Genomic DNA, 19,751 nt, shown 5'->3' with positions numbered 1-19,751 from the left:
GTGCCCACTTTTAGAGGCAATCTACCTTTAAATATAAGTAAGAAAAGCTTCAGTTATACATCCCCCACTCTGATGAAGCAGAGTCTTAATTTTTAGAAGTGAAGGATCTGAAAGGAATACCGAATGTCTGAGAATAACGCATATATTATTGTGAATGATAAAAAAGTAGAGCTTCCCTTGCGTAAAGGCACGAGTGGACCTGAAGTCATTGAAATTGCTTCTCTCTACAAAAAAGCCGATATTTTTACTTATGATCCTGGTTTTACTTCAACAGCTTCTTGTGAATCAAAAATTACTTATATCGACGGTGATAAAGGCATATTACTTTATCGTGGTTATCCTATTGATCAATTAGCTGAAAAAGGAGACTTTCTCGAAAGTTGTTATCTTTTACTTTATGGTGAACTCCCAACACAGCAAGAAAAAAATGAATTTGATCGATGTATTATGCAGCATACCATGGTACACGAACAGTTTGCACGCTTTTTCCATGGCTTCCGCCGTGATTCTCATCCTATGGCCGTCATGGTTGCCTGCCTTGGCGCTATGTCTGCGTTCTATCACGACTCTATTGATATTACAGATCCTCACCAGAGAATGATTGCTTCTGTTCGTCTTATCTCAAAAGTTCCAACGCTTGCTGCTATGGCCTATAAATACAGTATCGGACAAGCATTTGTTTATCCACGTAATGATCTTAGTTATGCTGCAAATTTCCTTCGTATGTGCTTTGCTGTTCCTTGTGAAGAATATAAAATACCCCCTGTACTTGCTCGAGCGATGGATCAAATCTTTATCCTTCATGCAGATCATGAACAAAATGCTTCTACATCTACGGTACGTCTTGCTGGATCCTCGGGTGCTAATCCGTTTGCCTGTATTGCAGCAGGCGTTGCATGCCTTTGGGGACCAGCACATGGTGGTGCCAATGAAGCATGTCTAAAAATGCTACAAGAAATAGGTTCTATTGAAAGAATTCCTGAATTTATTGCACGTGCAAAAGATAAAAATGATCCTTTCCGCCTTATGGGCTTTGGGCACCGTGTCTATAAAAATTATGACCCACGTGCAAAAATCATGCAAAAAACCTGTCATGAAGTTTTAAAAGAACTCAACATTCAAGATGACCCGCTTCTTGATATTGCAATAGAACTTGAAAAAATTGCCTTAAGTGATGAATATTTTATTGAAAAAAAGCTTTATCCCAATGTTGATTTCTATTCCGGTATTACATTAAAAGCTCTAGGTTTTCCAACTGAAATGTTTACTGTTCTTTTTGCATTGGCGCGCAGTGTCGGGTGGGTAGCACAATGGAAAGAAATGATTGAAGACCCTGCACAAAAAATTGGTCGTCCTCGACAACTCTACACAGGTTATGCTATGCGTGACTATGTTCCTATAGATGAACGTGCAAATTAAAAAAAGAAATCAATAAAGCTTCAGTAAACTGAAGCTTTATTGAGAATAATCCAAAAACATCCTTTAAGAATTTTTATAAAACGTGATTTAAAAACTCTTTCTACAGAGGTAATCTCATCATAAAAATTTACTAAAAAATTCTAAGTTTTCAATTGAGAACATCCTTCTGCAAATTAGCCAAACATTTAGCAAAAAGAAATTGAAAATTTTACTTTATAATTCTCATTATCTTTAAGGGAAGTGTATTCCCTGTCATTGCCTCATGTTTAAAAACCTTATTATATACTAAAATCTAGCAATGTCAGAATTTTACTTTCTATCTTCTCTAGATAAAATTGCAAAAGGCTTACATTAATTGCTTCTTTAAAATGCCAAAAACTTCTTATCCCTCCCCAAGTAGATTAGAATAAAAATACTTTACATTTTATCCTGTTAAGAGCTTAAATTTTCTTTGTATTTAAGTTAATAGTTTTCCTCTTAAAAATAATTTATTGATTTTTAAATAAAATTATTAAAAATCATCATATAATCAACAAGAAGTGTACTTCTTTCCTGTATTTTTTATTCCCATACTTGATAAGAATAAATCATTTTTTTATAATGATATCTAGCATAATAAACATAGATAAATTTTTTACATTGCTCCAAAAGAGCTTACAGATTATAAAAACGCATGATGGTTTCATATTTGCCAGCTTATCTAATAGGAGAACATAATGAAATTATTAGCAGGAGCTCTTATAATAAGCGCAACACTGTTTACCCTATCGGCTAATTCTCAAACGCTGAAAATTGCAAGCGATGCTTCTTATCCGCCATTTAGTTATATTGACTCAAATAACAAGCTTCAAGGGTTTGATATTGATATATCTTATGCGCTTTGTAAAAAAATGAATGTTGAATGTACTATTGTCACACAAGACTTCGAAGGAATGATTCCCGGTCTTCTTGCCAAAAAATACGATGCTATCGTTTCTTCCCTTTCTCCTACAAAAGAGCGCTTACAAAAAATTGATTTTACAGATCCCTACTACAATACTGTACTCGCTGTTATCGTTACCAAAAATTCGGGAATTAATGAAATCTCAACACAAGATTTTAGAGGTAAAAATCTTGGAGTACAATCGAATACAACACAAGCTACATATGCCGAAGATCATTACGCCTCTGAAGGAGTGAATATCAAACTTTATCCTACAGCAACAGAAGCTAATCGTGATCTTTTAAGCCATCGGCTTGATATCATTATATTTGATAAATTAAAAGCATTAAATTGGCTTGAAAATGAAGGAAAAGATTGCTGCATCCTCCTAGGAACTCTAGAAGAAACAAATTTTCCTGTTGCAATTGCACTCCGTAAAAATAATAATGATCTTAAAAACAGTTTTAATAAAGCAATAAAAGAAATTCGCGCCGATGGAACCTATGAAAAAATTATGAAAAAATATTTTACTTTCGATACCGATTAGATATCACTATGAATTAAAATTCAGGCTTTATATTTAAGGAGTATTTTTAAACTCTTTATGGGACATGGAAATATAATTGGAATTTCGGCATTTTTGTAAGAAAATTTACATTTATCAAAATAACTTTTAATTGTTCTTCGATATCTAAACATTTTATAGAATATAATGAAACCTATAAGGTTGTATTTTTATCGTATCAAAATCTAATTTTTTCTTTATGTTCAAATTGAATAGCCTTATTTTCAAGAAAAATCCTTAATTTTTACTCATGAAATGATTCAAATCAATCATTTTGTGAAAATTAAGCTATCATACAAGCAATAAGATATTTATTCTTTTTTTATCAATAAAAAGATAATTTTTTGATAATAATGTCCAGCATAATGATCTAAAATAAACATCAATAAATTTTTGAATTGCTCCAAAAAAGCTTACAGATTATAAGAACATAGTGATTTCATATTTGCCGCTTATCCAATAGGAGAACATCATGAAACTATTAGCAGGAGCTCTTATAATAAGCGCCGCACTATTCACCCAATTGGCTGATGCAAAAACATTAAAAATTGCGAGTGAAGGCACCTACCCTCCCTTTAGTTATATTGACTCAAATAATAAATTGCAGGGACTTGATATTGATATATCTTATGCACTTTGTAAAAAAATGAATGTTGAGTGTACTGTTGTCACACAAGACTTCGAGGGAATGATCCCTGGACTTATTGCAAAAAAATATGATGCTATCATTGCCTCCCTCTCTCTCACACAAGAGCGCTTACAAAAAATTGACTTCACAGATCCTTACTACGATACAGCACTGGCTGTTATTGTTACCAAAGATTCGGGAATTAAAAAAATCTCAACACAAGACTTTAGAGGTAAAAATCTTGGTGTACAATCAAATACAACACAAGCTTTCTATGCAGAAGATCATTATGCTTCTGAAGAGGTGAAAATCAAACTCTACCCTTCCACAATAGAAGTGAATCGTGACCTTTTAAATCATCGACTTGATGTGATTATTGTTGATAAATTACAAGCATTAAATTGGCTTAAAAATGAAGGAAAAGATTGTTGTCTCCTCCTAGGAACTCTAGAAGAAACAAATTTTCCTGTTGCAATTGCACTGCGTCAAAATAATAATGATCTTAAAAATAAGTTCAATAAGGCGCTAAAAGAAATCCGTTTAGATGGAACTTATGAGAAAATTATGAAAAAATATTTTACAAGTGATATCTATTAAATATCAATATGATGTTTAAATGAAACCCGCTAGTTATTTCTGAAAAATATTATCTAACTCTTTCATGAGGAACACAAGAATGATTGAAAATTTAGCATTGCTATCATTTAGCAATGGTGGATGGGGAGCGGTTATACTTTCTAGTGCAGGAATGACATTGTCATTGGCATTATGTTGTGGACTTCTAGGACTTCCTCTAGGTCTTCTAAATGCAGTGATGATTCGATCCAATATTAAGATTGCCAAAGCGATGGCACGCCTCTTTTCAACGGTATTTCGTGGGCTACCAGAGCTTTTAACTTTGTTTTTAGTTTACTACGGGTTACAAAGCCTTATTCAAAATGTCTTTGACTATTTTAATTTTGAAGTCATGTTCAGTATCAATGCTTTTGTTGCTGGTGTTCTTGCGCTTAGTATGGTTCTTGCAGCTTTTTCTTGTGAAGTTTGGCTTGGAGCATTTAATATTTTTGATAAAGGCCAATACGAAGCGGCTAAAGCTTTAGGTTTTTCACGATCAACCACATTTTTTCGTATTGTCTTCCCTCAGCTCATCCGAAATGCCTTGCCAGGACTTTCTAATAATTGGCTTACTTTACTGAAAGATACATCCCTTGTTTCAACCATCGCACTTGTTGACCTCATGCGACAAACGAACTTAGCTGTCGCTGCTACCAATAAACCCATGCTATTTTATCTTGTAGCATGCTTACTCTATTTGTTATTTTCAGCGGTTTTTACTGCAATCTTACGCCATTTGGAAACATACACTCAAATAGGCGATAAAAAGGTGCTACGTCAATGATTCCTGAGTGGCTTTATTTCCTTTTCAATCCTGATCTTTTAAGCCATTATGGACCAAAATTTATTAATGGCTTTATTGTTACTGTTGAGCTTGTTTCTATTTCTTGTTCTCTTGGTTTTTTTCTTGGTATGCTTATTGCTTTTGCACGTCTATCAAAAAATACATTTTTACAGTATTGTGCAAACGCTTATGTCTATTTTTTCCGTGGCTCTCCTTTATTAGCTCAACTCTTCCTTTTTTATTATGGACTTGGTTCAATGAATGACTTCTGGCAGCAGGTTGGTTTGTGGTGGTTTTTTCAAAACGCGTGGTATTGTTGTCTTTTTATTTTTACTCTCAATTCTGCTGCCTATCAATCTGAGATCTTTAAAGGAAGTTTTCTATCCGTAACAACTGGGCAACGTGAAGCATCAAAAGCTTTAGGTCTAAGTAACTCTGTCACATTTTTTAGAGTTATTCTTCCACAAGCAATGATTGTAGCATTACGCCCCCTAGGAAATGAGTTGATTTTAATGATTAAATCCAGTGCTCTTGCCTCACTTATTACTGTTTATGATTTAATGGGGGTTGCTAAACTCACTTATTCACGGACTTTCGATTTTCAAGTTTACGTTTGGGCTGCTCTTATCTATCTCTTTATCGTTGAACTCATTCATCGTTTTATTGTTTTTATCGAACAGCGCCTCACTCGATATTTACGGTAAATAAAATGATCATAAAAAACTTTACAAACAAAAATATTAAATTAATCAAGTTATTCATCAATGAAAGAATAAAATAAGATGAATTTGAAAAATAATAAATCGATCTCTCCCTGTAAAAACCCTGTGATCTCTATTCGAAATCTAAATAAATGGTATGGAAACTTTCAGGTCCTACATGATATCAACTTTAATGTTCAAGCTGGTGAACATATCGTTATTTGTGGACCATCGGGATCAGGAAAATCAACGTTAATCCGTTGTATTAATCAATTAGAACAAGCACAAAAAGGTTCAATCTGTATCCATAATGTTGATATCCATACCGCTCCTATACAACAGCAAAAAAATGTTCTTCGTAAGATAGGAATGGTCTTTCAGAATTTTAATTTATTTCCCCACATGAGCGTTATACAAAATTGTATTTTAGCACCTATGACAGTTCAAGGACTTTCCAAACAACAAGCACAAGAACGGGCAATTCGTTACTTAACGCATGTTGGTATTGAAAAACACTGTGAAAAATATCCTTTACAACTTTCTGGTGGGCAACAGCAACGTGTTGCGATTGCCCGTGCACTTTGTATGGAACCTGAAGTCATGCTTTTTGATGAACCAACCTCTGCTCTTGATCCAGAAAGTGTGGGAGAAGTTTTAGACGTGATGGCTCGATTGGCCGATACAGGGATCACAATGCTTTGTGTTACCCATGAAATGGGCTTCGCACGTAAAGTCTCAGAAAGAATACTCTTTCTAGAAAATGGAAAAATTATTGAAGATACAGCCTCTGAAGAATTTTTTACTAATCCTAAAAGCCAACGTGCTTGTAATTTTCTTGCTAAAATTAAATATTAATTATTAATATATTGCTTTATTTATACAATTTTATTCCTGCTTTTTAAAAGAGTGATAATTGTTTGTGCGCCAACAACTCTCGATGGTACTTCAGTTTTCATTTTCTGTTCTACCATCTCAAAGGCATCGAGTTGTGCCTGTCGTATTAAAGGATTAAACAAAAGTTGTTCTACTTGTCTTGCTAACATGCCTGGGCGTAGAAATTCATCAAAATATTCCGGTACAATAGGCTTATCAGAAATAATATTGGGAAGAGCTGCACTCCATAAAATTATTTTAGGGAAAATAAAGAATTTAGAAAAACGATCAAGTTTATAGCAAAGGACCGTTGGAATTTTAGCTAATGCTAATTCAAGTGAAACCGTTCCAGATGCTGCAAGTGCAACATCTGCTTGTGCAAAAGCACGCCATTTTGCATCTTCACCAACTACAATTTCCACTTTGCTTTTCCAGCCTTGTACAAAATCACGAATTTTATCCGCTAAACGTGGTAAGGTTGGTAAAATAATACGTAAATGAGGAATACGTTTTACAAGAATCTCTACTGTTTCTCGAAAAATAGGCATTAAAGAACGAATTTCTAAATTGCGTGATCCTGGTAAAATAACTAATGTAGGCGATGATGTTTGTGTATCAATCAAATTTCTTTGTTCTAATTGGCATTTTTTTTCTGACTGAACTATCAAAAGGGAAGGATATGTCAAAAGACGATGTCCAACATAAGTCGTGGGAGGACCACCCAAATCTTGCATAATCTTTTCTTCAAAAGGAAAAACCGCTAAAACATGGTCAACAAACTTGCGCATAGCTTTAGCGCGCTCTGGACGCCATGCCCAAACGGTTGGTGCAACATATTTAATGATAGGAATAGAAGGCGCTAAAACGCGCACCTTTTTTGCAACACGATGCGTGAAATCAGGACTATCAATAATAATGAGGCAATCAGGTTGTTCTTGTGCAATAAATTTGGATAAATTGCGAATATGTAGCAACAATAATGGTAGTTTTTTCAATACCTCCTTTAAACCTATTAAAGCAATATCATGGGAATCAAAAAAGCTTTTTAAACCTAATGCCTTTAAATGCCTCCCCCCAACACCAATCAAATGAATATTGCATCCTGTTTGTTGTGATAAACAAGAAATTAAATCGGACGCAAGTAAATCACCAGATTCCTCCCCTGAAATCACAGCAATCTTTAAAAAACAATTATTCATGACCAAACTTTTCAAATGTCTCTATAAATAGAGAATATTTGTTGGCTTTTTCTATTGTTGTTTTCACCGATAATATTAGACTTCTATTTGCCTCCACCGCAACACCAGATAAACCACTCTTTGCAATATTCATTATTGTCGCGGGCCCAATTGATGGTAAATCAACGCGATTATCCTGTTGTGGTTTTGCACATTTTACAAGAACGCCACCTTTAAGGGGAATTTGCCCTCTTTCTCGCATTTCACAAACACGCCACAACATATTATCAGTTCCCTCAGCGCCCTCCAGTGCAACCACCCTTCCTTGGACAACGACAACGGCTTGCCCGATATCTAATTGACCTAACAGCTTTGCTGCTTCTGCTGCTAAAAAAATATCTTTTTTTTCTTTTCGCGTAGCACGCCGCACTGTTAAATCAAACTCTACGGGAGCTAAAAGATCTGCGACTATCTCGTGAGCACCAACAACACGAAAACCATACGTTTCAATAATCCGTATAAAAGTTTTTAATAACGCATCATCCCCTCTCTTCAAAGCTCCGATTAACTTAGGGAGAGCTAAAAATGTTGTCCAGTCCAGTCGCAATTGTTTAAGAAGTGGGCGCTTTTTCACACCACCTGCCAAAACAACATTATAAACTCCAGCCTCTTTTAAGATTTTAACGAGTCGCGCTAACTCCACAATTGATAGCTCGCAATGCTCATAGCGATAAAGAACAGAATCTGCCTCACCACGCAAAAGAACAAGAAAAGGATTCTCTCCATTCTTCTCAAGAGCCTGCGCAACAGTAATCGGTAGAACACCATTTCCTGCTATAATAGCAGTACGGCCGGAAAGAAAACTTCTGGCTCCCCACATAGGCATTTTTAATCCTTACGTTCTTTTACTCTATCACCTTCAAATTTTGGTGTACAATAAAAACGTTTTCCTTCTTCCTTAATAAAATTAACTATATCAAGAACAGACTGAGAAGAAGAATAGAAAGAAGCAACATCACTGACACGCTCTTTAAATGGTTTGCTATGATCAAAAAGCATGGCAACCGCATGACGGAGTGCATGAATATCTTGACGCTCAAGTCCTGCACGCTTCATGCCGATAATATTGAGGCCAGCAAGTTTTGCCTGTACCCCAACAGCTGTTCCATAGGGAATGAGATCACCAACCAATGCCGATACACCACCAATAAATGCATGATGCCCAACACGAACAAATTGATGCACAGCAGCACCCCCACCAATAATCACATAATCACCAATAATAACATGACCAGCTATCATCACATTATTTGCGAATGTTACATGATTCCCTACATGGCAATCATGAGCAATATGCGCATAACAAAAAAATTGGCAATTATCACCAACAACTGTCATTCCTACACTCGAATCGGAACCCCTATGCATTGTTACGCCTTCACGAATCGTGCAGTTTTTACCAATCGAAAGAGTCGTAGCCCCTCCCTTATGTTTATTATTTTGCGGATCTGCTCCCAAAACTGCATGAGAAAATACTTTACTCTTGGCTCCTAACGTTGTCTTCCCCATTATCACAACATGACTCATCAAACTGCATCCATCACCAATAACAGCATCTGAACTAATATGACAAAACGGTCCAACTTGTACATTCTCACCAAGCTGCGCTCCATTCTCCACAAGAGCAGTTGGATGGATTTTCGTACCGGACATTTTTAAATTCCCATCAAATATCTTTTATTCTTGTTCGACAATCATCGCAGCAATTTCTGCTTCAGCGACGCGGACATCTTCTACTTTTGCAACGCACGAAAAACGTCTCATACCAGATCTTTTTTTCAAGAGCTGAACATGAATCTTGAGCTGATCACCAGGCATAACCGGCTTACGAAATTTTGCATTATCAACCGTCATAAGGTAAACTAAATTTGTTTGCTTATTACCTAAATTTAAAAGTGCTATTGCTCCTGCTGTTTGTGCCATAGCTTCTAAAATCAAAACTCCAGGCATAACAGGCTTCGCGGGAAAATGTCCCGTAAAATGCGGCTCATTAATCGTTATATTTTTAATACCAATCGCTTCTTGCTCACCATCAATATCAACGATACGATCGATTAATAAAAATGGATAACGGTGCGGTAATATTGATAATAGTTTTTCAATATCGACAGCCTCTAAGTTTTTAGTCTTTTCACTGCTGATCATATCAGCGTTTCTCCTTTTTAACTTTTCCCATACTGCGCAACGTCGCTACTTCACGAAACCATTGTTTAAATGGTCGCGCTGGACTACCTCCCCATTTTTCGCCATCCGGAATGTCATTCATAACACCACTACGAGCAGCAATCTGAACACATTTACCTATTATGATGTGATCGGCTACTCCAACACCTCCGCCAAGCTGAGACATATCTCCTATCGATGTACTTCCCGCAATGCCACATTGAGCGGCAATAAGACAATAGCGGCCAATTTTTACATTGTGGGCAATTTGTACAAGATTATCAATCTTGCTTCCTTCACCAATAACAGTATCTTGAAATGTCCCACGATCAATTGTCGTGTTCGCACCAACTTCTACACCATCCTCAATAATAACGCGACCAAGCTGTGGAATTTTCTCGATTCCAGAAACGCCCCCAACATAACCAAAACCATCTTGCCCAATGCAAACACCAGGATAAAGCTGAACCTTATCACCTATTATAGAACACTGAACTGTTACCTTAGGAGCAATATAGCAGTCACATCCAATACGGCAATTTTCACCGATAATAGCTGTGGATGAAATAAGAGTTCCTGCACCAATCTCAACATTTCTACCAATAACAGCTCCCGCTTCAATACACACATCATGTGCCAACTTAGCCGTTGGATGAATATGCGCATGCGATGAAATCCCCTTCGGTCCTAACCAAGGCATTGGCTTGACAGAATCTGGAAACAAAATACGACCAATCTGAGCAAAGTCACGCTGTGGTGTGGATGTTACCAAAATTGCCATAGTTTCCGGAACTTTAAAAACAATCTCATTCGTACAAAAAACAGCAACAGCGGAACTGTCCAGTAGAGCATCAGAAAACTTCCGATGCTCTACAAAAACAAGAGAACCTTCCACAGCACTCTCAAGTGAAGAAAGAGTATTGATAACTTTATGAGAAAACTCTGGATTAAGAAGCTTTGCACCCGTCAACTCAGCAACATTTGCAACTGTCAATTGCCGGGACGGCGTAAAAAAAAATGTATCCGCCATCAAAACACTTTCTCTCCCAGCTTAAGCTATTCTCTTCAAGTTTTTCCTTCTTAAAATCGCTCAAATCAGAACTTCGTAGAAATACCAAAATTCAATTGTTGCAAACGATCACCTTCCTGCTTCGTTATTGGCCAAGCATAATCAAAACGCAAAGGACCAAACGGAGAATCCCACATCAAACTCACACCTGCAGATGAACGCCAAGCACTTTTGGTATTGGTAACAGACGGTTCACCCTTAAAAACAGCTTTATAATTATTGCCATAAAGCGTGGCAATATCCGCAAATAAAGCACCGCGCAACCCGAACCCTTCAGGCACAACAGGGATAGGAAACTGTACTTCAGCAGTCGCATTCATATATGTCGTTCCCCCCAAGAAATAAACCTCACCTTTACTGGAAACCTGACGCGGACCTATTCCATTATATTTGAACCCTCGAATCATATCAGTATTCGCTTTAAACATATCGAAAATACGAACACCATCTCGGCCCATTCCGTGGATATAACCACCCCCAAAGGAAAGCAAACCAACAATATCTTTCTGGTCAGAAAGGGTCTTGTACACCATCGCCTTACCCGTGGTCTTCAAAAACTTTGCACTTCCACCAAGCCCTGCATATTCCTGAAGAAGGTGCACGTACCACCCATCATGGGGGGATCTCATATCATCAATCGTATTATAGGTGAAACCATAACTAATTGATGAACGTTTCCAAGGACTTTGTTTTGCAGCTTGAACAATCGCACCAGAATATTTCCCATATAATTCTATTACGTCACTCTCTTTGTCAAAATCATACTCTCCACCAAAATCATATTCTTCTTGCACATAAGAATAAGCTACATTAGCAGATAATTGATTATTAATAGGTAACGAAAACCGCAGCGATCCACCTGTCTGTCGTACATCATAGGCCTTATCAGCACGATAAGTACTACGAAAAACATCAACGCCAGCAGATAAACGATAACCTAAGAAATAAGGATCAACAAATGATAAATTATAATTACGAGATTTTTCTTGCCCCGCACCTAATCCTAAACGAACATATTGACCACGTCCCCCAAGATTACGTTCAGTAACAGAAACTTCAAGTGACATACCAGGACTTGTTCCCCCTGTTGTATACCCTCCAGAAAGAGAGAGATCTCCTGTTGAAGCTTCAACGACATCTATTACCAAAATAACTTGGTCAGATTGATCTGTGGGAACCATTGAAATATTAACGGCTTTGAAGAAACCTAAACTTTCTAGACGACGTTTTGCCCGCTGTAATAAAGTTTGATTGTAAGCATCCCCTTCGTTTAAATCAATCTCACGGCGAATGACGTAATCACGCGTTTTCTCATTGCCACGTATATCAATACGCTGAATATAAGCACGTGTCCCCTGTTCAATATTATATAAAATTGAAATTGTATGATTTGCTAAATTACGATTTCCCCGCGGTTCAACTTTAGCAAAAGCATATCCCGAATCAGCAACCTTGTTATTAATAATTGCAACAGACTGTTCAATATCTTCTGCACTATAGACATCACCTGGCTGGGTTTTAAGCACCCTTTTCACAGATTGAACGTCAATTCCATCAACATCACTTTCAACCTGAATATCACTAATTTTATAGCGCACACCCTCATCAAGAACGAAAGAAATTTTATACGTATTGCTTGCTGCATCAAAAGTCGCTTTAGAAGAAACTACGCGAAAATCTGCATAACCACGATTATAATAAAAGCGACGTAAAGCTTCTTCATCAGCAGCGAGACGCTCTTCACTGTAAACATCACCTCCCAACAACTTCGAAAAAATTCCTGAAGTTTTTGTTGAAATCACATCACGCAAACGGCGACTTCCAAAGACACTATTTCCCTTGAAAGTGATATCACCAATCTTTGTTTTTTGCCCTTCAACAACATTAAATACCACATTAACCCGCCCTTTTCCAAGGTTAATCGTTTGAACGTTGACAGTGATATTATTACGACCAAGAGTTTTATAAGCTTCACGAATTGTATTTATATCAGCAGAAAGCTTAGCAGAATTAAAAGGCTCATTCGGTTTTAAAGAAATAAACCGCTTAAGATCTGGGTCTTTAAAAGATTTATTTCCCTGAAACAATATCTGATTGACAACCTCATATTCTTTTACGAATACAACCAATTTATCACCTACCGGATTTATTTTAACATCATAAAATAAACCCAATTCGAAAAGATTCTTCACAGCATTATCAACATCAGCACTGGAAACCCCTTGTCCAGCCTTAATCCCCATATTGTCTCGAATCGCCTGAGAACTTACAAACTTATTCCCACGAACCTCAATAGAACGGACTACAGATGCTTGTATTTCTCCAACCGCAGCAATTGACATAAAAACCGTTGCTGGGGTAATCATCCCCATTTTTAACACCAATACAGATGCTGCATTTAAAAACTTTGAATTTGTAGTCATTGGCTTTTTTACCTTACTCTTGTTCCTTGGACATGATGCCTTAAAAAGCTAACTGCCATAACAACCTTTTTACAGCGAGACTTTTCATTCCTTAATTACTCATTATAATGTACGACGCCACAACATTTTGCAGACATGGTAAACAACCTTCAATTTGTTTTCGCTATTATTACTCAATTTATAAAGCGTTTTCCATAATTTAATTAGCTAAACCAACAAAAATAATCGTTAAAAAAGACAAAGATCATAAAAAGGAGAAGAATGGAAAAACCTAAACGAAAAATAATTCCTTGGATTTTAGCAGATATTTCCCTCCCAGTAATGACCTCAATGACATGCAATAAAAGATGCCCACCATCAAGCGGTAGAATCGGAAAAAGGTTAATAAGCCCAACACTTATTGAAAGAAAAGCTGCCAAATTCAACAAAGAGACAAAACCTGTCTCGCTCACTTTCCAAGCAATTTTAACGGTTTTAGAAGGTCCACTTAGCCGACAACGGTCCTCTTTTCCTCCTATTAAACGACTCATAAAAAGAACGGTTTGAGTGACGATAAACACAGTACGGTCTGACGCTTCTCTTACAGCTGTTACAAAACCATAGCGAATATGTTTTATATAAGTTGGATCTAAATGTGCAGGATTATTTAAATCAATAGGAACACCTACACCTATCATAGCACTTCGTGTTCGATTACCAAATCCATCATCTCGCTCAACGATTTTCGGAGTAATCACCGTTGTAAAGAATCGCCCCATGCGTTCTATTTTAAACTCTATGGGTTCTCTTCCGTGAAAAGCCACATAATTCATCAAATCTTCAAAACTTTCAACCCGTCGTCCATCCATTTCAACAAAACGATCACCTAACTCCAAACCAGACTGAAGAGCAGGGCTATCTTTTACCAAAGAACCAACAACGGGCTCAATAGCTACACGACCATAGATAAAGAAAAAAAATGTTAGAATAACAACAGTAAAAAGGGCATTGAAAAAAGGACCGGCAAAAACAGTTGCTGCTTTTTTCCAAGCATGCGCACTAGCAAATGAACCGTCAACAATCAGAGATGATTGGGATGATACCGTATCATTTTTTTTCTCATCCCCAACAAACTTTACATACCCTCCTACGGGGATAAGTGCTAAGCGCCACTTCGTGCCATGCTTATCTTTATAACTCGCTATTTCTGGCCCAAATCCAAGCGAAAAAACTAACGCCTTAATACCACACCACCGACCAATGAGATAATGCCCAAATTCGTGCACAAAAATGATAATCATAATGATGAAAAGAATACTCAAACTTCTTAAAAGAAAATCACCCATAGTGACGATATAATTTAAAAGTCCCAAACTACCTTCTCCCAATTAGATCATACTAAAAAGATTAAAAGGTGCATCCATATCAGACATAAATGAACCAATTAAATAAAGAAGAAAAGCTGCCCCTACCAATCCATCTATACGATCCATAAAACCACCATGTCCAGGCAATAAAGAACTAGAATCTTTAACAGAAAACCGTCTTTTGAGCCATGATTGTCCTAAATCACTCAATTGTGAAACAATTGACAAAACAAGTGTAAGGAGTGGCACAAAAAAACTTGCTAAATTTATATCAAAAAATCCAAAAGCAACCCATATACCACCGAAAACTCCGACAAATGTACCACCAAGTGCTCCTGACCATGTTTTATTAGGAGAAAATTGTGGTGCTAATTTAGGTCCCCCTAATGCACGTCCGATAAAATACCCACCAATATCTGTTCCCCACACTATCGTAAATAAGAAAATAACAACTTGGAACCCCAACATTTCATGATCCCGTAGAAAGCATAAAGCAACAACAGGAAAAGATGCATATAAAAAACCACAAAAAACCCAACCACTCTTTTTTATAGATATAATAGCCAACACCGCAGCCAAAACGATTAAAACACAAAAAATCAATGAAGCAGATACACTCAACACTAAAAAAAAGCCAAAGATCAAATAAAAGGTACCTGCTAATATTTTTTGTAAAATACACCATTTCTCTTTAGTAATACTCATCCACTCATAAAGAACAAAACCGCCAATACACCATACAAATAAAAAAAAGGAGATTCCTCCCAACCATGTTAGATACAATGCAATAAAACCAAACACAAAAGCTGTCAGAACACGATAAACCAAATTAGACAAAACAACATCCAAACAATAAAAATAGAAAATACAAGCTCTAAAATTGACGTAAGAAAAACCTCCCTACGCAATATTTTTATTTCATACTTGTATAAATTTCCCTTATAATTTATCATAAACAATTTAGTTTACCAAGATAGCACTTATGAGACAAATAATCAATGAAAACAGCTTCGGAAATCTCCGTCAAGATTGATCCTAAAGTATTTTTTTTAATATTTTCTCAAATATAAAATGAAAAAGCAGCTACCTATGCCCCATATAAATTAACTAATATAGGTTTCATATAAAAACACTTCTCTATCAAATATTCGTCGTAAAAAAACGAATTACACCATATAGCATCTGCTTCATCGATTATACTCACATGTTTTATAATGGAAAATAAGAGAAAGGTTAGGTTTGTTTTTTTGTGTTATATTCTTTCCCCAACCCTCATCTTAGAATATTTAAATAATTTCTAAGAATGCTTTCATTATGCTGTTTAACAAAGACATGCTAAACTGAAAGCCCTCACCACGCTGCTCAATAGCGTCTTCCAGCAAAGGACATGATTTACCACGCAGATTAAAAAATTAAAACATCTGCCCTTTCAAATCAATCTCTCCCATATCAAAATGATAAAATACCTTCCTGCATCACACCTTGTTATCACAGAGCACACCACTTCCCTTATCTATAGAAACAATTTACAGGCTGGGAGTAAACATCCTTTTCTAACAACAAAATCGTCTTAAACGTGCATAATTTCAGATTCTTTTACGGCTAAAATTTTATCAATATCAGCAATCGTTTCATCTGTGAGTTTTTGAACTTTTTCAGACAAACTATGGGCTTCATCTTGTCCAATTTCACCATCTTTTTCTAACTTTTTCAAATTGTCCATACCATCCCGACGAACATGACGTGTAGCAACACGCGCTTGCTCTGCATAGTGATGCGCAATTTTTACAAGTTCTTTACGGCGCTCTTCATTCAACTCAGGCAAAGGAATACGTAAATTCGTACCCTCAGTTATGGGATTTAAACCAAGACCAGAATCGCGAATAGCGCGCTCTACAGCTCCTACCATCGTTTTATCCCATACAGAAACAGAAAGCATCCGAGGCTCGGGAACAGAAATATTAGCAACCTGATTTATGTGCACAACAGAACCATAAGATTCAACGGTCAACGGCTCTAATAAACTGGCCGATGCACGTCCAGTCCGCAAACCACCTAATTCATGTTTAAAAGCCGTAATAGCACCATCCATGCGACGTTTCAGATCATCCATAATTGATGTAACATTCATATTTCTGTCTCCTTCAATTGTCCTTTGAAGCTTACCCTTATTCTGATACTATTGTAAAGCGTCCTGTTCCATTCAAGACCTTAGCCAAACCGCCTTTTTCATGAATGGAATACACAATAATCGGTACATTGTTCTCACGTGCTAAAGTGACCGCCGTTGAATCCATAACAGATAATCCCCATTGTAACACTTCAACATGTGTTAATTGGTCAAAACGCTTAGCCGTAGGGTCTATCTTTGGATCTGCTGAATAAATACCATCAACTTGTGTTCCTTTAAGAAGGACATCCGCACCAATCTCAGCTGCACGCAAAGTAGCAGCAGAATCAGTGGTAAAAAATGGATTTCCTGTACCGCCCGCAAAAATAACAACTTTTCCCTGATTCATATAAGCTATTGCTTTACGTTGCGAAAAACTTTCACAAATTTGTGGCATAGCAATCGCAGAGAGTACAACAGTTTCAACCCCTAATTTTGTCAAAGATGTTCGCAATGCTAAAGAGTTGATAGCAGTTGCAAGCATTCCCATATGATCACCTGTCACTCGGTCTCCACCATGTGAAGCAACAGCAACGCCACGAAAAATATTTCCCCCACCGATAACAACCGCAACTTCTATCCCCATTGTGCGCACTTCTGCAATATCAGCGGCAATACGATCTACAACAGAAACATCAATGCCAAAACTTTGCCCCCCCATAAGAGCTTCACCAGAAGCCTTTAAAAGAATACGTTTATACGGAAGTGCTAATGCCATTAATAATCTCCCCAAAAGCACATTTACTTTTTGCTTTTGACATCACTAAGGGCACCACTTTTTTCACGTGACGCCCTCTCAACAATTACATCATCCCCATCAGAGATTCTACAACCAACGATATGACTTTAAATCTCTAATCAAGAGTTTGCAATAACTAGCCTTTTACAGCAGCAGCAACCTCTGCAGCAAAATCAGACTCCTCTTTTTCCACACCTTCACCCAATGCAAAACGAATAAAGCCTGTAATTTTTGCTGGTGCACCAATTGATTTTTCAGCATCCTTTAAAGCTGCCTCAACAGTCATATCAGGATTCATAACAAAAGCTTGAGAAAGCAAAACAACCTCTTCAAAAAACTTACGCATACGTCCTTCTACCATTTTTTCAATGATATTTTCAGGCTTTCCAGACTGTCGTGCTTGATCTGAAAAAATCGCTTTTTCACGTTCAATAGCAACAGCATCAACATCTTGTGCTGTAAGCGCTAACGGATTGGTTGCCGCAATATGCATCGCAACCTGCCGACCAAAAGCAAGAGAAGCCTCTTTATTTCCTGTTGTTTCAATCGCAACCAAAACACCAAGCTTACCAAGACCATCAGCTACACTATTGTGTATATAAGTCGCAACAACACCATTCTCAACAGACAATTTAGCGGAACGACGAAATGTCATATTTTCGCCAATTGTACCAATTGCATCTTTAATCGTAAGCTCTACAGTCTTCTCAGAACCAGGATAAAGAGAAACAGAAACAGATTCAACATCACCTGGCGTATCTAAAGCAGCAGTTGCTACATTTCGCACGATGTCTTGGAATCCGGCATTGCGTGCAACAAAATCTGTTTCAGAATTAATCTCAACCAAAACCGCATTTAAATCTTTTGATACGACTCCGATTAATCCTTCAGCCGCTGTACGACCAGCCTTTTTATCTGCTTTAGCTATTCCTTTTTTACGAAGCCAATCAACAGCAGCTTCTATATCACCACTGGTTTCAGCTAGAGCGGCTTTACAGTCCATCATACCAGCGCCAGATAGTTCTCGAAGTTCTTTTACTTGTGCAGCAGTAATGCTCATATTTGCCTCTTTATTTTGTAATAGTGAAAGCGTGCAAAACCCCTCTGCACGCCTATAACTTCTTCTCTAGATAATAAAAGTACCTTAATTAGGCGTTTTATATTATTCAGAAACTTCTGAAACCGCATTTTCTTCCAAAATAGGCTCAACAGGCGCATCAACTTGAGCTCCTAAATCAATACCCATTGCTCCTTGCTGACGTGCAATACCATCAAGGGCGGCACGAGCAAAAAGATCGCAATAAAGAGAAATTGCACGTGAAGCATCATCATTACCTGGTATCGGATGCGTTACGTCATCAGGATCGCAATTGGTATCAATAATAGCAATAACAGGAATGCCTAAACGTTTTGCTTCCTGAAGAGCAATATTTTCTTTATTCGTATCGATGACAAATATAAGATCTGGAACAGATCCCATATCTTTAATACCACCAAGCGCACGATTAAGCTTTTCACGGTCACGTTCAAGATTTAAACGTTCTTTTTTAGTAAAACCTTGCGCCTCAGCAGCAAGAATTTTGTCAAGCTTTCGCAAACGATGTATTGAATTGGAAATCGTTTTCCAGTTTGTGAGCATGCCGCCAAGCCAACGTGCATTAACGTAATACTGGGCAGAACGATTCGCTGCGTCAGCGATAATATCAGATGCTTGCCGTTTCGTACCAACAAAGAGAATACGACCACCACGCGCAACAGTATCTGAAACAAGTTTAAGCGCTTGGTGTAAAAGCGGAACGGTCTGAGCAAGGTCAATAATATGGATATTATTACGCTGACCATAAATATAAGGAGTCATTTTGGGATTCCAACGATGAGTCTGGTGACCAAAATGCACACCTGCTTCTAAAAGCTGGTGCATAGTAAAATCGGGTAGTGCCATAAATTTTATCCTTTCCGGTTCAACCTCCGCGGAAAAAGCAGGAAAACCTACTACCGGCGGATGCTTGCTAGAATTTTCTCACAAATTATTTTCAAACACCCAAACTCCGCGTGTGGAATAGCGCAAACATACTAATATTTGATTCTTTTTCAAG

18 protein-coding genes are annotated in these 19,751 nt (G+C 37.2%); 6 read left to right on the top strand and 12 right to left on the bottom strand.

Features of this window, described 5'->3' with window-relative positions; translation table 11 throughout:
• Window positions 1-123 precede the first annotated feature (123 nt).
• The 6 genes from gltA (at window position 124) to ACFIKO_RS06170 (ending at window position 6,489) form a co-directional block, all read left to right on the top strand.
• Window positions 124-1,419: a citrate synthase gene (gene gltA / locus ACFIKO_RS06195; protein WP_375620081.1), complete on the top strand. Its 1,296-nt coding sequence runs from the start codon at window positions 124-126 to the stop codon at window positions 1,417-1,419.
• Window positions 1,420-2,135: 716 nt separating this feature from the next.
• Window positions 2,136-2,888, top strand: a complete 753-nt coding sequence (locus ACFIKO_RS06190; protein ID WP_375620080.1) for a transporter substrate-binding domain-containing protein — start codon at window positions 2,136-2,138, stop codon at window positions 2,886-2,888.
• A gap of 490 nt (window positions 2,889-3,378) precedes the next feature.
• Window positions 3,379-4,131: a transporter substrate-binding domain-containing protein gene (locus ACFIKO_RS06185; RefSeq protein WP_375673522.1), complete on the top strand. Its 753-nt coding sequence runs from the start codon at window positions 3,379-3,381 to the stop codon at window positions 4,129-4,131.
• A 79-nt stretch (window positions 4,132-4,210) separates the two neighbouring features.
• Window positions 4,211-4,933, top strand: a complete 723-nt coding sequence (locus ACFIKO_RS06180; RefSeq protein WP_375620078.1) for an ABC transporter permease — start codon at window positions 4,211-4,213, stop codon at window positions 4,931-4,933.
• The gene (locus tag ACFIKO_RS06175; RefSeq protein ID WP_375620077.1) at window positions 4,930-5,637 is read left to right on the top strand and encodes an ABC transporter permease; all 708 of its coding nucleotides are present in this window, start codon (window positions 4,930-4,932) and stop codon (window positions 5,635-5,637) included. The genes ACFIKO_RS06180 and ACFIKO_RS06175 overlap by 4 nt, the downstream gene beginning before the upstream one ends.
• 78 nt (window positions 5,638-5,715) lie before the next feature.
• A complete protein-coding gene (locus tag ACFIKO_RS06170) occupies window positions 5,716-6,489 on the top strand; it encodes an amino acid ABC transporter ATP-binding protein (protein WP_012755053.1) in 774 nt (257 codons plus the stop codon).
• A 20-nt stretch (window positions 6,490-6,509) separates the two neighbouring features.
• Here ACFIKO_RS06170 and lpxB read toward each other — a convergent pair whose 3' ends face one another.
• The 12 genes from lpxB to rpsB all read right to left on the bottom strand — a co-directional run bounded on the left by lpxB (window position 6,510) and on the right by rpsB (window position 19,597).
• Window positions 6,510-7,706 (bottom strand): lipid-A-disaccharide synthase, encoded by a 1,197-nt coding sequence (gene lpxB, locus ACFIKO_RS06165; protein WP_375620076.1) that lies wholly within the window; start codon window positions 7,704-7,706, stop codon window positions 6,510-6,512.
• Entirely contained in the window at window positions 7,699-8,571 is an 873-nt protein-coding gene (locus ACFIKO_RS06160) for an LpxI family protein (protein WP_375620075.1), read from the bottom strand. The genes lpxB and ACFIKO_RS06160 overlap by 8 nt, the downstream gene beginning before the upstream one ends.
• Window positions 8,572-8,573: 2 nt before the next feature.
• Window positions 8,574-9,398 (bottom strand): acyl-ACP--UDP-N-acetylglucosamine O-acyltransferase, encoded by an 825-nt coding sequence (lpxA, locus tag ACFIKO_RS06155; RefSeq protein ID WP_375620074.1) that lies wholly within the window; start codon window positions 9,396-9,398, stop codon window positions 8,574-8,576.
• 24 nt (window positions 9,399-9,422) lie between these two features.
• Window positions 9,423-9,890 carry a 3-hydroxyacyl-ACP dehydratase FabZ gene (gene fabZ, locus ACFIKO_RS06150; RefSeq protein WP_012755049.1) on the bottom strand — a complete coding sequence of 156 codons (468 nt, stop codon included), beginning with the start codon at window positions 9,888-9,890 and terminating at the stop codon, window positions 9,423-9,425.
• Window position 9,891: 1 nt separating this feature from the next.
• Window positions 9,892-10,938, bottom strand: coding sequence for a UDP-3-O-(3-hydroxymyristoyl)glucosamine N-acyltransferase (gene lpxD, locus ACFIKO_RS06145; protein WP_375673521.1), 1,047 nt, complete (start codon window positions 10,936-10,938; stop codon window positions 9,892-9,894).
• Window positions 10,939-11,003: 65 nt separating this feature from the next.
• Window positions 11,004-13,400 carry an outer membrane protein assembly factor BamA gene (gene bamA / locus ACFIKO_RS06140; RefSeq protein WP_375620072.1) on the bottom strand — a complete coding sequence of 799 codons (2,397 nt, stop codon included), beginning with the start codon at window positions 13,398-13,400 and terminating at the stop codon, window positions 11,004-11,006.
• 203 nt (window positions 13,401-13,603) lie between these two features.
• A complete protein-coding gene (locus ACFIKO_RS06135; protein ID WP_375620071.1) occupies window positions 13,604-14,752 on the bottom strand; it encodes an RIP metalloprotease in 1,149 nt (382 codons plus the stop codon).
• Between the two features lie 15 nt (window positions 14,753-14,767).
• A complete protein-coding gene (locus ACFIKO_RS06130; RefSeq protein WP_375620070.1) occupies window positions 14,768-15,583 on the bottom strand; it encodes a phosphatidate cytidylyltransferase in 816 nt (271 codons plus the stop codon).
• A 733-nt stretch (window positions 15,584-16,316) separates the two neighbouring features.
• A complete protein-coding gene (frr, locus tag ACFIKO_RS06125) occupies window positions 16,317-16,877 on the bottom strand; it encodes a ribosome recycling factor (RefSeq protein WP_375620069.1) in 561 nt (186 codons plus the stop codon).
• 37 nt (window positions 16,878-16,914) lie between these two features.
• Window positions 16,915-17,634, bottom strand: a complete 720-nt coding sequence (gene pyrH / locus ACFIKO_RS06120; RefSeq protein ID WP_012755043.1) for a UMP kinase — start codon at window positions 17,632-17,634, stop codon at window positions 16,915-16,917.
• 157 nt (window positions 17,635-17,791) lie between these two features.
• The gene (gene tsf, locus ACFIKO_RS06115; protein WP_375673520.1) at window positions 17,792-18,715 is read right to left on the bottom strand and encodes a translation elongation factor Ts; all 924 of its coding nucleotides are present in this window, start codon (window positions 18,713-18,715) and stop codon (window positions 17,792-17,794) included.
• A 102-nt stretch (window positions 18,716-18,817) separates the two neighbouring features.
• Window positions 18,818-19,597 (bottom strand): 30S ribosomal protein S2, encoded by a 780-nt coding sequence (rpsB, locus tag ACFIKO_RS06110; RefSeq protein ID WP_273788135.1) that lies wholly within the window; start codon window positions 19,595-19,597, stop codon window positions 18,818-18,820.
• Between the last annotated feature and the right edge of the window lie 154 nt (window positions 19,598-19,751).

This window comes from Bartonella sp. TS82HLJMH (assembly GCF_042193495.1).
GTDB lineage: Bacteria > Pseudomonadota > Alphaproteobacteria > Rhizobiales > Rhizobiaceae > Bartonella > Bartonella grahamii.
Note: the sequence above shows the minus strand (reverse complement) of the source record. Positions and strands in the feature narration are given on the sequence as shown.

Bases quoted from the DNA above. Each gene is read 5' to 3' on its own strand.
- tsf (WP_375673520.1), bottom strand. From the start codon at position 18,715: ATGAGCATTACTGCTGCACAAGTAAAAGAACTTCGAGAACTATCTGGC.
- frr (WP_375620069.1), bottom strand. From the start codon at position 16,877: ATGAATGTTACATCAATTATGGATGATCTGAAACGTCGCATGGATGGT.
- fabZ (WP_012755049.1), bottom strand. From the start codon at position 9,890: ATGATCAGCAGTGAAAAGACTAAAAACTTAGAGGCTGTCGATATTGAA.
- bamA (WP_375620072.1), bottom strand. From the start codon at position 13,400: ATGACTACAAATTCAAAGTTTTTAAATGCAGCATCTGTATTGGTGTTA.
- gltA (WP_375620081.1), top strand. From the start codon at position 124: ATGTCTGAGAATAACGCATATATTATTGTGAATGATAAAAAAGTAGAG.
- ACFIKO_RS06190 (WP_375620080.1), top strand. From the start codon at position 2,136: ATGAAATTATTAGCAGGAGCTCTTATAATAAGCGCAACACTGTTTACC.
- rpsB (WP_273788135.1), bottom strand. From the start codon at position 19,597: ATGGCACTACCCGATTTTACTATGCACCAGCTTTTAGAAGCAGGTGTG.
- ACFIKO_RS06170 (WP_012755053.1), top strand. From the start codon at position 5,716: ATGAATTTGAAAAATAATAAATCGATCTCTCCCTGTAAAAACCCTGTG.
- lpxD (WP_375673521.1), bottom strand. From the start codon at position 10,938: ATGGCGGATACATTTTTTTTTACGCCGTCCCGGCAATTGACAGTTGCA.
- ACFIKO_RS06175 (WP_375620077.1), top strand. From the start codon at position 4,930: ATGATTCCTGAGTGGCTTTATTTCCTTTTCAATCCTGATCTTTTAAGC.
- ACFIKO_RS06180 (WP_375620078.1), top strand. From the start codon at position 4,211: ATGATTGAAAATTTAGCATTGCTATCATTTAGCAATGGTGGATGGGGA.
- ACFIKO_RS06160 (WP_375620075.1), bottom strand. From the start codon at position 8,571: ATGCCTATGTGGGGAGCCAGAAGTTTTCTTTCCGGCCGTACTGCTATT.
- ACFIKO_RS06185 (WP_375673522.1), top strand. From the start codon at position 3,379: ATGAAACTATTAGCAGGAGCTCTTATAATAAGCGCCGCACTATTCACC.
- lpxA (WP_375620074.1), bottom strand. From the start codon at position 9,398: ATGTCCGGTACGAAAATCCATCCAACTGCTCTTGTGGAGAATGGAGCG.
- pyrH (WP_012755043.1), bottom strand. From the start codon at position 17,634: ATGGCATTAGCACTTCCGTATAAACGTATTCTTTTAAAGGCTTCTGGT.
- lpxB (WP_375620076.1), bottom strand. From the start codon at position 7,706: ATGAATAATTGTTTTTTAAAGATTGCTGTGATTTCAGGGGAGGAATCT.